The following is a 13,020-nucleotide window of genomic DNA, read 5'->3' as shown; positions in this document are numbered from 1 at the left end:
AACGCTGGCCGCACGACATTCTTCTTGACTACCCGACTACTACCACCGTTTGCCCTCTGCCGTTCCCAGCAGCGGACGCAATTTCTCGGCAATCGCCTCGCGCGCCCGGAAGATCCGCGAACGCACCGTGCCGATCGGACATCCCATCGCTTCGGCGATCTCCTCATAGCTGAGGCCCTCGATCTCGCGCAGCGTGATGGCGGTCCGCAATTCTTCCGGAAGCGCCTCCATTGCGCGGTTCACCGTCTCGGCGACCTGGCGTGTGTGGAGCATCGATTCCGGCGTATTGATATCCCTTAGTTGCTCACCGTCCGCAAAAGTTTCAGCCTCCTCTGCATCGATATCGCTGGACGCTTCCGGGCGGCGGCCCTGGGTGGCAAGGTAGTTCTTGGCCGTGTTGACGGCGATCCGGTACAGCCACGTATAAAAGGCCGACTCCCCGCGGAACTGGGGCAATGCGCGGTATGCCTTGATAAAGGCATCCTGCGCCACATCCTCCACCTCAGCGGGGTCCCTGACCAGGCGCGAAATCAGGCGAATGATCTTCCGATGGTATTTGGTCACCAGAAGTTCAAAGGCCCGCTTGTCGCCCTGCTGGACGCGTTCAACTAGGAGCTGATCGGCTTCGCGTTCGCTCACGTATGGCTCACCTGCAGTGTATCTCTTGGTTTGGTCGTCACGACAAACGTTGTATTTTACCTACGATTCTAAGCCCGCCCGGTGAAGCAACGCGCATCCTGTGACCGCAAGCTAACAAAATCGTTCCCCTGCCGGCATCTCAGGTTGCACCCGCAGTGCAACTCTGGCGGCGCGTTGCAACCGCCGCGCCATCTCGGGCGAACCTGCCTGCCAGGGAAGAAAGATGGCGCCGGGCATCCCGGGCGCTCCGGGCGCCAGGCGCACGACAGCGGCGCCGCCGGCCTGCCAGCATTGCCTGACCACAGCCTCGTGCCGGGCATCACCCGGCCCTTGCAGGCGGATCCGCAATGGGCCGTTGCCGTCGGGCGCATGCAGCACTGCCGTGCAGCGCCAGCGCAGGCTGCACCACCACGCCGGCCAGGCACGCACCGTTGCCGCTGCGGCAAGCACGAGTGCCAGCGCCATGGCGGCATGCCCCCAATGGAAACCAGCCTGACTGCCGGCTATTACAGCGGCCAGCGTCCGCGCCAGCAGCGCGAGCGCCAGCATTTCGCCGGCACAAAACACGAACAGGGTCCACCACAACGGGTGGACCCTGCCCTGGCGCAGCCCGCGAAGGGCCCGCCTCAACCTCGGATCAGGCGCGGCGGAAAACAAGCGTGCCGTTGGTGCCGCCGAAACCGAAGTTGTTCTTCACCGCGACCTCGATCTTCATCTCGCGCGCCGTGTTGGCCACGTAGTCCAGGTCGCACTCGGGATCCTGGTTGTCGAGGTTGATCGTCGGCGGCGACACCTGGTTGTGCAGCGCCAGCACGGTGAAGACCGATTCCAGGCCGCCGGCACCGCCCAGCAGATGGCCGGTCATCGACTTGGTCGAGTTCACCACCATCTTGTAGGCCTGGTCCCCGAATGCGGCCTTGATCGCATCGGATTCGTTCTTGTCGCCCAGCGGTGTAGACGTACCATGGGCGTTCAGGTAATGCACCTGGTCCGTATTGATGCCGGCGTCCTTGAGCGCATTGACCATGCAACGGCGCGGGCCGTCCATGTTCGGCGCGGTCATGTGGTAGGCGTCGCCGCTCATGCCAAAGCCGATCAGCTCGGCATAGATGCGCGCGCCGCGCGCCTTGGCCGACTCGTACTCCTCCAGCATCATCACCCCGGCGCCTTCGCCCAGCACGAAGCCGTCGCGGTCCTTGTCCCACGGACGCGAAGCGGCGGCCGGATCGTCATTGCGCGTCGACAGCGCACGCGCAGCGGCGAAACCGCCGATGCCCAGCGGCGACACGGTCGACTCGGCACCGCCCGCCAGCATGGCGTCGGCATCGCCGGCCTGGATCAGGCGGGCGGCCAGGCCAATGCTGTGCAGGCCGGTCGTGCAAGCCGTCACGGCAGCCAGGTTCGGGCCCTTGATACCGTGGATGATCGACAGGTGGCCGGCGATCATGTTGATGATCGAGCCAGGCACGAAGAACGGCGAAATCCGGCGCGGACCGCGCTCGGTCAGCACGGCGTGGGTCTCTTCGATCAACGGCAGGCCGCCGATGCCCGAGCCGACCAGCACGCCGATGCGCTCGGCATTGGCTTCGGTCACTTCCAGGCCGCTGTCCTTCAGCGCCTGCGTGCCGGCCGCAATGCCGAAATGGATGAAGGTATCCATCGCGCGGGCTTCCTTGGCCGGGATGTAGTCCTCGGCATTGAAACCCTTCACTTCACCGGCAAAGTGCACGGAAAGCGCGGAGTGATCGAATTTGGTGATGGTGGCGATGCCGGACTTGCCGGCAACCAGGTTGGCCCAGCCTTCGGCAACCGTGTTTCCGACCGGAGACACAAGGCCAAGCCCAGTGACGACGACGCGACGACGGCTCACTATGTTTTCCTACGGGTGCGTGAAACGGGAACGGAACGGAGATCAGCCCGCCGCCGGCCTTGCGGGCCGCGCGGCGAAGCACATTCCATTCTGCTTCTTCAAACAGACGAAAGCCACAGAAAACAGCAAGGCGCGGCCGCAACGGCCCGCCCACCTGCCTTCTGTGGCTCGGAATGCAGAGACGACGGGCTTAGGCCTTGACGTGCGCGGTGGCGTAGTCGATAGCCTGTTGCACGGTCGTGATCTTTTCGGCTTCCTCATCAGGAATTTCCATGCCGAATTCATCTTCCAACGCCATCACGAGTTCAACCGTGTCCAGCGAGTCCGCACCGAGATCGTTCACGAACGACGATTCGTTCTTGATATCTGCCTCGGCCACGCCAAGCTGTTCTGCCACGATTTTCTTGACGCGTTGTTCGATATTGTCCATGTAACCCTCCAGGGAAGTTCGACAAAAAGTGGGCGCATTTTAGCAGGTTTGAGGCGACAGAAATGCCGCCTGCCAAGCTTTGCAAGAATCGCGCCCGTTTGGTTCGGAAAACTACTACTTCAGGCGGCTTCTTCGGGCTTCTCCCCCGAAACCAGCCAGCCAAAACCCCATTAATTCATGTACATCCCGCCGTTCACATGCAGCGTAGTGCCGGTAATGTAAGCGGCATGCGGGCCAGCCAGGAAGGCCACTGCGTTGGCGATATCCTCCGGCTGGCCAAGGCGACCCAGCGGAATCTGCGTCTTGAGCGAAGCATGCTGCTCTTCGGACAGCGCCTTGGTCATGTCGGTGTCGATAAAGCCCGGCGCGACACAGTTCACGGTCACGTTGCGGCTGCCGATTTCCGCGGCCAGCGAGCGGGTCATGCCCGCCACGCCCGCCTTGGCAGCAGAGTAGTTCATCTGGCCGGGGTTGCCGACCGAGCCCACCACCGAAGTGATATTGATGATGCGGCCCTGGCGGGCCTTCATCATCGGGCGCAGCACCGCGCGCGACAGACGGAACACCGAAGTCAGGTTGGTCTGGATCACGGCCAGCCAGTCCTCGTCCTTCATGCGCATCGCCAACTGGTCCTGCGTGATGCCGGCATTGTTGACCAGCACGCCGATGCCGCCGTGGGTCTTGACAATCTCGTCGATGAGCGCGTCGCAAGCGGCCGCGTCATTGACGTTGAGCACGGCGCCCTTGCCCTTCAGGCCGTCGGCGCCGAGGTAATCGGTGATGCCGGCCGCGCCGGCTTCGCTGGTGGCGGTGCCGATCACGGTGGCGCCCTGGCGGGCCAGTTCCAGCGCGATGGCGCGGCCGATGCCGCGCGAGGCGCCGGTGACCAGCGCAACCTGGTTGTCGAGAAGTTTGGTCATGCGGATGTCCTCTTGCTTACTTCAGCAGTGCCAGCGTGTCTTGCAGCGAGGCCGGATCGAAGATCGCACCGCCGGTCAGGTTGCCGTCGATGCGCTTGGTCATGCCGGCCAGCACCTTGCCGGGGCCGCATTCGATCACGTGCGTGACGCCTTCGGCGGCCATCTTCTGCACGCACTCGACCCAGCGCACCGGCGCGGCGGCCTGGCGCACCAGGGCGTCCTTGATCGCATCCGGATCATTGACGATGGCGACGTCGACGTTGTTCACCAGCGGGATCGACGGCGCCGAGAAAGCCAGGCCGGCCATGCGCTCGCGCAGGCGGTCCGAAGCGGGCTTGAGCAGCGACGAGTGGAACGGCGCCGACACCGGCAGCGGCAGCGCGCGCTTGGCGCCCTTGCCCTTGGCGATTTCGCAGGCCTTCTCGACCGCGGCCTTGTGCCCGGCAATCACCACCTGCGACGGCGCGTTGAAGTTCACGGCCTCGACCACGCCGGCGGCCGATGCCTCGGCGCAAGCGGCGCGCACGTCGTCATCGGACAGGCCCAGGATCGCGGCCATGGCACCCTCGCCCACCGGCACGGCTTCTTGCATGGCTTGCGCGCGGAAGCGCACCAGCGGTACCGCGTCGGCAAACGGGATCACGCCCGCGGCCACCAGCGCCGAGTACTCGCCCAGGCTGTGGCCGGCAACCAGCGCCGGTGCCGGACCACCGGCATCCAGCCAGGCACGGTAGACCGCCACTGCGGCGGTCAGCATCACCGGCTGCGTGTTGGTGGTCAGGTTCAGCTCTTCGGCGGGGCCTTCGGCGATCAGGCGGCCGAGATCCTGGCCGAGCGCGGCCGAGGCCTCTTCCACGGTGGCGCGCACCACGGCGTTATCGGCGAAGGCATTGAGCATGCCGACCGACTGCGAACCCTGGCCGGGAAATACGAAAGCGAATTTCATCGGATTGGAACCCTAACAAGAAACGGGTGGCCGGCGCCGCGGCATGCCCCGCATGCGCGGCATGCCATGGCGCCGGCCGCGAATCACATGCGCAGCAGCACCGCGCCCCAGGTGAAGCCGCCACCCACGCCTTCCATCAGCACGGTCTGGCCCGCGCGGATGCGGCCGTCGCGCACCGCGACGTCCAGCGCCAGCGGGATCGACGCCGCCGAGGTGTTGCCGTGCTCATGCACGGTGGCGACCATGCGCTCCGCCGGCAGGCCCAGCTTCTTTGCCGTGCCCTGCATGATGCGGATATTGGCCTGGTGCGGAATCAGCCAGTCGATCTGGCCCGGCGTCACGCTGGCAGCCTCCATGGCTTCGCGCGCGACCTTGTCCAGCACGTTCACGGCCAGCTTGAACACAGCCTGGCCGTCCATGTGCAGGAACGGGTTGCCGGTGATGTTGCCGCCGGCGACGTTGCCCGGCACGCACAGGATATCGACATGCCTGCCGTCCGAGTGCATCGCGGTGGACAGGATCCCCGGCTCCTCGGACGCCGACAGCAGCACGGCGCCGGCACCGTCGCCGAACAGCACGCAGGTGGTGCGGTCGTTGAAGTCCAGGATGCGCGAGAACACCTCGGTGCCGATCACCAGCACGTTGCGGTGCGAGCCGCTGCGGATGAACTTGTCGGCGGTGGCCAGCGCGTACACGAAGCCCGAGCACACCGCCTGCAGGTCGAACGCCGGGCAGTGGTTGGTGATGCCCAGCTTTTCCTGCACGATGCAGGCCGTGCTGGGGAACACGAAGTCCGGCGTCGAGGTGGCGACGATGATCAGGTCGATGCTCTGGCGGTCGATGCCGGCGGCTTCGATGGCCTGCTCGGCAGCCTTGACCGCAAGATCGCTGCTGGTCACATCCGGCTCGGCCCAGTGGCGTGCCGAAATGCCGCTGCGCGAGACGATCCAGTCGTCGCTGGTCTCGATGCCCTTTTCGGCAAGCTGCGTGGCCAGGTCATGGTTGGTCACGCGCCGCGGAGGCAGGTAGCTCCCGGTACCGATGATTTTTGCGTACTTGGTCATGTATTGTCGGATCGTATGGCCCGCAGGCACCCTCGACCGGCGCGCGTGGCGCTCAGGCGACGTGGGGGCTGGGATGCGCGCCAGGCACCTCTGTCTCCGGGGCGGGCTGTGCAGCGCCTGCGGCGCTGGATTTATCGGCAAAAGCCCGGGTGATGCGGGCGATCACGCCATTCTTGGCGGCATCATACCCGCGTTTGATGGCCCACTCAAAAGAATGGGCATCGGCCGAGCCGTGGCTCTTGATCACCAGCCCGCGCAACCCAAGCAGCGAGGCGCCGTTGTAGCGCGCCGGGTCGAGCCGCCTGGCCAGGCGCGACAGCACCGGCATGGCGACCGCGGCCAGCAGCTTGGTGAACCACGAGCGGGTGAATTCTTCCTTGATCATACTGCCGATCATCTTGGCCAGGCCCTCGGTGCTCTTGAGCGCCACGTTGCCGACGAAGCCGTCGCAGACCACGATGTCGGTAGTGCCCTTGAAGATGTCGTTGCCTTCCACGTTGCCGTAGAAGTTCAGCTCCGAGGCGCGCAGCAGTTCACCCGCACGCTTGACCACCTCATTGCCCTTGATGACTTCCTCGCCGATGTTCAGCAGGCCCACCGTGGGGTGTTCCTTGTGGTCGACCACGGCCACCATGGCTTCGGCCATGCGCGCGAACTGCAGCAGGTGCTCGGGCTCGCAGTCGGCATTGGCGCCCAGGTCCAGCACGGTGGTGCCCCAGCCTTGCTCGTTCGGGATGGTGGTGGCGATGGCCGGCCGCTCGATGCCTTCGAGCGTCTTGAGCACATAGCGCGACACCGCCATCAGCGCGCCGGTATTGCCGGCGGAGATGCAGGCACCGGCCAGGCCTTCCTTGACCTGCGTGACGGCGACGCGCATCGAGGAATCCCTCTTCTTGCGCAGCGCCACCTCGACCGGGTCATCCATGGTGATGACCTCGGTGGCCTCGACGATGGTCACGCGCGGATGGTCCAGCGCGTGCAGCTTCTTCAGCTGCGTCCGGATGGCGTCGGGCAAGCCGACCAGCACCATCTCGGCGTCGTCGTGGCGGGAAAGAAAACTGATCGCCGCAGGCACCGTCACGGAGACTCCGTGATCGCCGCCCATGCAGTCGATAGCGATTTTGATCGTCATTGTTCCTGGTACGGATAGCGCGGCGGCGCACGCCACGCCCGGCGGGAAATCCGAGCGCCCAACAAAAAAGCGGCAACGATCTTGCCGCTTTTTTGTCTCTGACCTTTTAGTGTCCGACCTACAGGCATGCGCGAGCGAGACGCAACGTCACGCCGAACGAAGCTATCAGTCGTTCTTGGTCTTGATGACCTTGCGGCCACGGTAGTAGCCGTTCGGGCTGACGTGGTGGCGCAGGTGGGTTTCGCCGGTGGTCGGCTCAACTGCCAGCGGCGCTGCCGACAGGTGATCGTGCGAACGGTGCATGCCGCGCTTGGACGGCGACTTCTTGTTCTGTTGAACAGCCATGATGACTCCTTCGAGAATTTTTCAATATTAACACACGCATCCCGCCCAAGGCGTAGCCGGGGCCCGGCCGGATGCTTCAGATTCACCTGCAAGACCTTGCGCACCGCCTGCCGGCGGCATCAATGCTTGGTCTTCAGGCCGGCCAGCGCCGCAAAGGGCGAAGGCCGCTTTTCTTCCTCAGGCTCAGCCTCTGGCTGCGCCTCGCCGTCCGAACCGGTCACGAGGCTTTCGTGCACCGTCGGGCAGACGTCATGCTTGGGGGCCACCGGCAACGCCAGCAGCACTTCATCTTCAATCAGGTCCAGCAGCGAGAAACGCTTCGAGCCGGCGATCACGTCGACTTCGTCGTCGTCCATCGGCGCGGCGTCGGCCGCTTCCTCGCTTTCCACCACCTCGAAACGCGTTGCCGTATCGATCGGCTCGGCATAGGGGGCCAGGCAGCGCTGGCAATCCAGCCAGATCCGGCCCTCCACGGTCACGTCGAGAAACAGCCGCCGCGCCACCGCGGCGCCCGGCTCGGCCGCCTCTTCACGCATGAAGCCAGTGACCGTATAGGCAAACGTCTCATCGGGTGCCGAGGCTGGCGCTTGCGCGGCGGTCTCGGCTAAGATGCGCGGCAAATCCCGCACCGCCACGTCGCCGGCCAGGCTTTCACCCTTCCGGCACAAGGCGAAGAGATCAAGCGCGCGCAGGTCAATCGGCTGGGTCATGTGCGTGCTCCGGTCGCTATACAATGACTGGTTCGCCACATTCCACGCCTGCCGGACTACGGGCCGCGCACATTGGCGGCACTGCGCCCGGGTGCGGATGCGGCTAAACGCGCGATTGTACGACGTAAACCGCGTCGAGGTCAAAGGTCTTGCAACGCGGGCCGCACCTTTTACTGTTTCGCTTCCTGTTCCGATTCCATTACTTATGTCCACAGACCCCCGCCCCAGCCTGATCCTTGGCTCCGGCTCGTCCTACCGCCGCGAACTGCTGGAGCGCCTGCGCATCCCGTTCGAGGTGGCCGTGCCCGACATCGACGAAACCCCGCTTGCCGGCGAAGCGCCCGAAGCCACCGCGCTGCGCCTGTCGCAGCGCAAGGCCGAAGCCATTGCCGCGCGCCATCCGGGCGTGCTGGTGATCGGCTCGGACCAGGTGCTGACCCTGGACGGCGAACAGATGGGCAAGCCCGGCACGCACGAGAAGGCCGTGGCGCAGCTGCGCCGCATGCGCGGGCGCACCGCCACCTTCCACTCGGCGCTGTGCCTGCTGGACGCACGCACCGGCACCGTGCAGCTGGCCGACGTGCAGACCCGCGTGACCATGCGCGACCTGACCGATGCTGAAATCGAGACCTACCTGCAGCTGGAGCGCCCCTACGACGTGGCCGGCAGCGCCAAGTCCGAAGGCCTGGGCATCGCGCTGCTGGAACGCGTCGAGTCGGACGACCCGACCGCACTGGTCGGCCTGCCGCTGATCGCACTGACCGGCATGCTGCGCCAGGCCGGCTACCCTCTTCTTTCCGCATGATCCGCACGAGCCCACGATGAGCGGCACTCTCTACCTGATCCCCAACACCCTCGGCAAGCGCGATGAAGCCGACCCGCTGGCCGACGTGATCCCGGCCGGCGTGCAGCAGATCGCGGCCAACCTCGATTACCTCGTCGCCGAGAACGCCAAGACCGCGCGCGCCTTCCTGAAGAAGCTGGGCGAGACCACGCCGCTGGCACGCCCGATCCAGCAGATCGATATCCGCGAGCTGAACGTCAACACGCGCGCCGACGCCCTGGCCGCACTGCTAGCCCCGCTCGAAGCCGGCCGCGACGGCGGCCTGCTGTCCGAGGCCGGCGTGCCGGCGGTGGCCGACCCCGGCGCCGACCTGGTGCGGCTGGCCCATGCGCGCCGCATCCGCGTGCGGCCGCTGGTCGGGCCCAGCTCGATCCTGCTGGCGGTGATGGGCTCGGGCCTGAACGGCCAGAGCTTTGCCTTCAACGGCTATCTGCCGGTCGATGCCGGCGAGCGCGCGCAGCGCCTGCGTGAGCTGGAACAGCGCTCGCGCAAGTCCAGCCAGACCCAGGTGTTCATCGAAACGCCCTACCGCAATGCGGCGCTGCTGGAAGCCATGCGCCAGCACTGCGCCGGCACCACGCTGCTGTCCGTGGCCGTGGACCTGACCCTGCCGGGCGAGACCATCGTCACGCTGCCGCTGTCGGACTGGCGTCCCGAGCGGATCGACCTGCACAAGCGCCCGGCGATCTTCTCGCTGCTGGCCATGTAAGAAACGGCAAAGGGGGCGCGAACGCCCCCTTTGCCATTGCCGCCGCGCCATCCAGGCTCAGTGCATGCCCTGCATGCGGTTGCTCCACAGCATGGTCTTCATCGCCGCCGAGCCCACCGCCGCGCCAAAGCGCTTGGCCACGCGCTCGGCGATGTTCTCCTTGACGGTGTAGTCGACGATGTCCTCGGCCTTGAGCACATCGCGCGCGACATAGTCGGCACTGCCCAGCCCGTCGGCCAGGCCCAGCTCCACGGCGCGCTCGCCCGACCAGAACAGGCCGGAGAACAGTTCCGGATCATCCTTGAGCCGGTCGCCGCGCCCTTCCTTGACCACGTCGATGAACTGCTGGTGGATCTGCTTGAGCATGGCCTCGGCAAAGGCCTTCTGCTTGGGCACCTGCGGCGAGAACGGGTCCAGCATGCCCTTGTTGGCGCCCGAGGTATACAGCCGGCGCTCCACGCCCAGCTTGTCCATCAGCCCGGTAAAGCCAAAACCGTCCATCAGCACGCCGATCGAACCTACGATGCTGGCCTTGTCGACATAGATCTTGTCGGCCGCCGCGGCCACGTAATAGCCGCCCGAGGCACAGATCTCTTCCACCACCACATAGAACGGCTTGGACGGATAAAGCGTGCGCAGCCGCTGGATCTCGTCGTTGATGATGCCCGCCTGCACCGGCGAGCCACCCGGAGAATTGATCTTCAGGATCACGCCGGCGGCATTGCCGTCAGCGAACGCCGCCTGCAACGAGGCATTGATCGATTCCGCGCTGGCCGGGGTGCCAGCGGCGATTTCGCCCTCCAGCGTGACCATGGCGGTATGGCGGCCCGAGGTGCTGATGGCGCCATCGCCCTTGAAGTCGAACAGCGTGACCAGGATCAGCGCCAGCAAAGCCAGTCCGACAAAGCGGAAGAAGATGCGCCAGCGCCGTGCCGCGCGCTGCTCGCGCAGCGATGCGGTCAGCACTTTTTCCAGCAGATCGCGCTCCCAGCCGGCGCCGCCGCCAACCGGGGGCCCCGCCGTGGCTCCAGCCATGCGCGCCTTGCGCTCGCGCGCTTCACGCCTTGCGGCGTCGTCGCCGGCTCGCAATTCGTCTTCCAGCGGGTAGTCGGCGCGCGGTGCGGTGACCAGGCGCTCGGACTCCGCCTGGGGCGCCCCTTCGCCCGGCGCACCGTCGCCGGCTGGCTTGTGCTCGTCCGGCTGACCCGATTCACCCGATGGCGGCTTCTGTTGTTCTGTCATGCAAATCGCTCGTGGAAACGCCTGGAACCCCAGGCCTGGAAATACAACGGCCGGCCTGACTGCCGGCCCTGCCCGTCATTCAGGCACCGCCCATGCGCGCAGCAATCCGGTATGGCGCTTCCGGTAGCCAGTAGACCTGGCCGTCGCGCTCCTCGATGCGCAGCTTGGCCAGCGATGCGCCGCGGCAGGGACCGCCGACGCACTCGCCGCTGTCCGGCGCATAAACCGCGCCATGTGTGGCGCACATCAAGTATAGGCCCGAGGCATCGAAGAACCGGCCTTCCTGCCAGTCCAGTTCCATCGGCACATGGGCGCACTGGTTCAGGTAGCCGTGCGCGGCGCCGTCGAAACGCACCACGAAGGCGCCGATCTCGCGCTGGTCCAGCGCCACCGAGAAGCGCACGCCCAGGCCGCCTTCCTCCAGGTCCTCGGCGGCACACAGCCGCACCGGCGCCTGGCCGGCCGCTGCCTCAGGCATGGGCCAGCAGCCAGTCGGTCAGGTCGGGGATGGAAGTCGCGCAATGCACCGGCGCCATCGCGCGCAGCGAATCTGCGGGATGTGCGCCATAGCACACACCAATCCCCTTGGCGCCGGCATTGGCCGCCATCTGCAGGTCATGGGTGGTGTCGCCGACCATCACCGTGCGCTCCACGTCCTGGCCCAGTTCGCGGGTCAGTTCGTGCAGCATGGCCGGGTGCGGCTTGGAGAAGGTCTCGTCGGCACAGCGCGTGGCGTCGAACAGGCGGGTCAGACCGCTCGCGGCCAGCGCGCGCTGCAGGCCGACGCGGGTCTTGCCGGTGGCCACGCCAAGAAAATAATGTTCGCCGCGCAGGGCCTCCAGCATTTCGCGCACGCCGTCGAACAGCACCAGGTCGGCGTCGCGAGCGAGGAAGTGGTAGCGGTAGCGTTCGGCCAGGCGCGGGTAGTCGACGGGGTCCAGCGTCGGCACCGCGTAAGACAGCGCATCCTTCAGGCCCAGCCCGATCACGTGGCTGGCGGCGCTGTCATCCGGCACCGGCAGGCCCAGGTCGCGGCTGGCAAGCTGGATGCACTTCGCGATGGTCGGGGTCGAGTCCATCAACGTCCCGTCCCAGTCGAAAACGATCAGGTCAAATTGTTGCCTGGCCATGGAAATCCTTGTGGCGTTTGATGCACTACCCTACTCCGGGGCATGCAGTTCACGCAATTGTTGCAGGAATCCGACGCACTCGTCGGGCAGCGGCGCTTCCACCGCCAGCGGCTCGCCCGTGGCCGGGTGGATAAACACCAGCCGGTGGGCATGCAGGAACATGCGCTTGAGGCCCGGCCTGGCGCCGGAACGCGCCAGTGCCTTGTTCAGCGAGAAGTCACCATATTTTTCGTCGCCGACGATCGGGAAACCCGAGTGGGCCAGGTGGACGCGGATCTGGTGGGTACGGCCGGTCTTCAGCTCGGCCTCCAGCAGGGTGAAGCCCTGGAAGGCCTCGACCCGGTTGAACACGGTGTGCGAGGCCAGCCCGTCGGCCTGCACCCGCACCCGGCGCTCGCCGTCCGGCGTGCTGTACTTATATAGCGGCAGCTTCACGTGCTGGCGCGCGTTCGGGAATTCGCCGGCCACGCAGGCGAAATAGCGCTTGTCCATCGCGCTGCCGCGAATCTGCTCGTGCAGGTGGACCAGCGCCGAGCGCTTCTTGGCCAGCACCAGGATGCCGGAGGTCTCGCGGTCGAGCCGGTGCACCAGCTCCAGGAACTTGGCCTCGGGCCGCGACCGGCGCAATTGCTCGATCACGCCGAAGGCCACGCCCGAGCCGCCGTGCACGGCCACGCCGGCCGGCTTGTTGATCACCAGCAGCTGGGCGTCCTCAAACAGCACCGGGAACTCCCCCGCCGGCACATGCTGGGCATTGTCCGATTGCGCCGAATTCGCCACCCGCATTGGCGGAATGCGCACTACATCACCCGACTGCAGACGATAAGTGGCATCGATCCGCCCCTTATTGACGCGAACTTCCCCCGAACGCAGCACCCGGTAGATATGGCTCTTGGGCACGCCCTTGGCCACCTTCAGCAGGAAGTTGTCAATGCGCTGACCTTCCGAGCCTTCGTCAATCGTGACATACGCCACCTGTGGGCTGGCCGGCGCAGCTTCGGCAGCCTTTTCAATTTGATGGCGTAACTCATTCATTTTC

The 13,020-nt window shown here is 65.8% G+C and carries 16 protein-coding genes; 2 read left to right on the top strand and 14 right to left on the bottom strand.

What is annotated here, in order from left to right; genetic code table 11:
* Positions 1-39: 39 nt before the first annotated feature.
* The 10 genes from rpoE to I6H87_RS13000 all read right to left on the bottom strand — a co-directional run bounded on the left by rpoE (position 40) and on the right by I6H87_RS13000 (position 8,056).
* Positions 40-639, bottom strand: a complete 600-nt coding sequence (gene rpoE / locus I6H87_RS13045; protein WP_010814682.1) for an RNA polymerase sigma factor RpoE — start codon at positions 637-639, stop codon at positions 40-42.
* 111 nt (positions 640-750) lie between these two features.
* Positions 751-1,224, bottom strand: coding sequence for a hypothetical protein (locus tag I6H87_RS13040; RefSeq protein ID WP_231881359.1), 474 nt, complete (start codon positions 1,222-1,224; stop codon positions 751-753).
* Between the two features lie 52 nt (positions 1,225-1,276).
* Positions 1,277-2,509: a beta-ketoacyl-ACP synthase II gene (gene fabF / locus I6H87_RS13035; RefSeq protein ID WP_010814680.1), complete on the bottom strand. Its 1,233-nt coding sequence runs from the start codon at positions 2,507-2,509 to the stop codon at positions 1,277-1,279.
* Positions 2,510-2,699: 190 nt separating this feature from the next.
* Complete coding sequence (gene acpP / locus I6H87_RS13030) at positions 2,700-2,939, bottom strand: acyl carrier protein (protein WP_008644813.1); 240 nt, start codon at positions 2,937-2,939, stop codon at positions 2,700-2,702.
* 170 nt (positions 2,940-3,109) lie between these two features.
* Positions 3,110-3,859, bottom strand: coding sequence for a 3-oxoacyl-ACP reductase FabG (gene fabG, locus I6H87_RS13025; protein WP_010814679.1), 750 nt, complete (start codon positions 3,857-3,859; stop codon positions 3,110-3,112).
* A 16-nt stretch (positions 3,860-3,875) separates the two neighbouring features.
* A complete protein-coding gene (gene fabD, locus I6H87_RS13020; protein ID WP_011615725.1) occupies positions 3,876-4,805 on the bottom strand; it encodes an ACP S-malonyltransferase in 930 nt (309 codons plus the stop codon).
* An 83-nt stretch (positions 4,806-4,888) separates the two neighbouring features.
* On the bottom strand, positions 4,889-5,869 hold the full coding sequence (locus I6H87_RS13015) for a beta-ketoacyl-ACP synthase III (protein ID WP_010814677.1): 981 nt from the start codon (positions 5,867-5,869) through the stop codon (positions 4,889-4,891).
* A gap of 52 nt (positions 5,870-5,921) precedes the next feature.
* A complete protein-coding gene (gene plsX / locus I6H87_RS13010) occupies positions 5,922-7,001 on the bottom strand; it encodes a phosphate acyltransferase PlsX (protein WP_010814676.1) in 1,080 nt (359 codons plus the stop codon).
* A gap of 165 nt (positions 7,002-7,166) precedes the next feature.
* The gene (gene rpmF, locus I6H87_RS13005) at positions 7,167-7,346 is read right to left on the bottom strand and encodes a 50S ribosomal protein L32 (RefSeq protein WP_010814675.1); all 180 of its coding nucleotides are present in this window, start codon (positions 7,344-7,346) and stop codon (positions 7,167-7,169) included.
* Between the two features lie 119 nt (positions 7,347-7,465).
* On the bottom strand, positions 7,466-8,056 hold the full coding sequence (locus tag I6H87_RS13000; RefSeq protein ID WP_011615726.1) for a DUF177 domain-containing protein: 591 nt from the start codon (positions 8,054-8,056) through the stop codon (positions 7,466-7,468).
* 205 nt (positions 8,057-8,261) lie between these two features.
* Here I6H87_RS13000 and I6H87_RS12995 point away from each other — a divergent pair, with 205 nt between their 5' ends.
* Both I6H87_RS12995 and I6H87_RS12990 read left to right on the top strand, forming a co-directional pair.
* The gene (locus tag I6H87_RS12995; protein ID WP_010814673.1) at positions 8,262-8,861 is read left to right on the top strand and encodes a Maf-like protein; all 600 of its coding nucleotides are present in this window, start codon (positions 8,262-8,264) and stop codon (positions 8,859-8,861) included.
* A gap of 16 nt (positions 8,862-8,877) precedes the next feature.
* Complete coding sequence (locus tag I6H87_RS12990) at positions 8,878-9,609, top strand: SAM-dependent methyltransferase (RefSeq protein ID WP_010814672.1); 732 nt, start codon at positions 8,878-8,880, stop codon at positions 9,607-9,609.
* A 57-nt stretch (positions 9,610-9,666) separates the two neighbouring features.
* On the opposite strand, the gene I6H87_RS12985 is transcribed toward I6H87_RS12990, so the two are convergent.
* The 4 genes from I6H87_RS12985 to I6H87_RS12970 form a co-directional block, all read right to left on the bottom strand.
* Positions 9,667-10,851 (bottom strand): S49 family peptidase, encoded by a 1,185-nt coding sequence (locus I6H87_RS12985; protein WP_010814671.1) that lies wholly within the window; start codon positions 10,849-10,851, stop codon positions 9,667-9,669.
* Positions 10,852-10,930: 79 nt separating this feature from the next.
* Positions 10,931-11,329, bottom strand: coding sequence for a Rieske (2Fe-2S) protein (locus tag I6H87_RS12980; RefSeq protein ID WP_011615727.1), 399 nt, complete (start codon positions 11,327-11,329; stop codon positions 10,931-10,933).
* On the bottom strand, positions 11,322-11,981 hold the full coding sequence (locus I6H87_RS12975) for an HAD-IA family hydrolase (protein ID WP_011615728.1): 660 nt from the start codon (positions 11,979-11,981) through the stop codon (positions 11,322-11,324). The genes I6H87_RS12980 and I6H87_RS12975 overlap by 8 nt, the downstream gene beginning before the upstream one ends.
* Positions 11,982-12,011: 30 nt before the next feature.
* Positions 12,012-13,016, bottom strand: a complete 1,005-nt coding sequence (locus I6H87_RS12970; protein ID WP_010814668.1) for an RluA family pseudouridine synthase — start codon at positions 13,014-13,016, stop codon at positions 12,012-12,014.
* Positions 13,017-13,020: the final 4 nt, after the last annotated feature.

Origin of the sequence: Cupriavidus necator (assembly GCF_016127575.1) — a bacterium.
In the GTDB taxonomy this organism is placed as follows: domain Bacteria; phylum Pseudomonadota; class Gammaproteobacteria; order Burkholderiales; family Burkholderiaceae; genus Cupriavidus; species Cupriavidus necator_D.
This window is presented reverse-complemented; position numbering and strand designations above follow the sequence as displayed.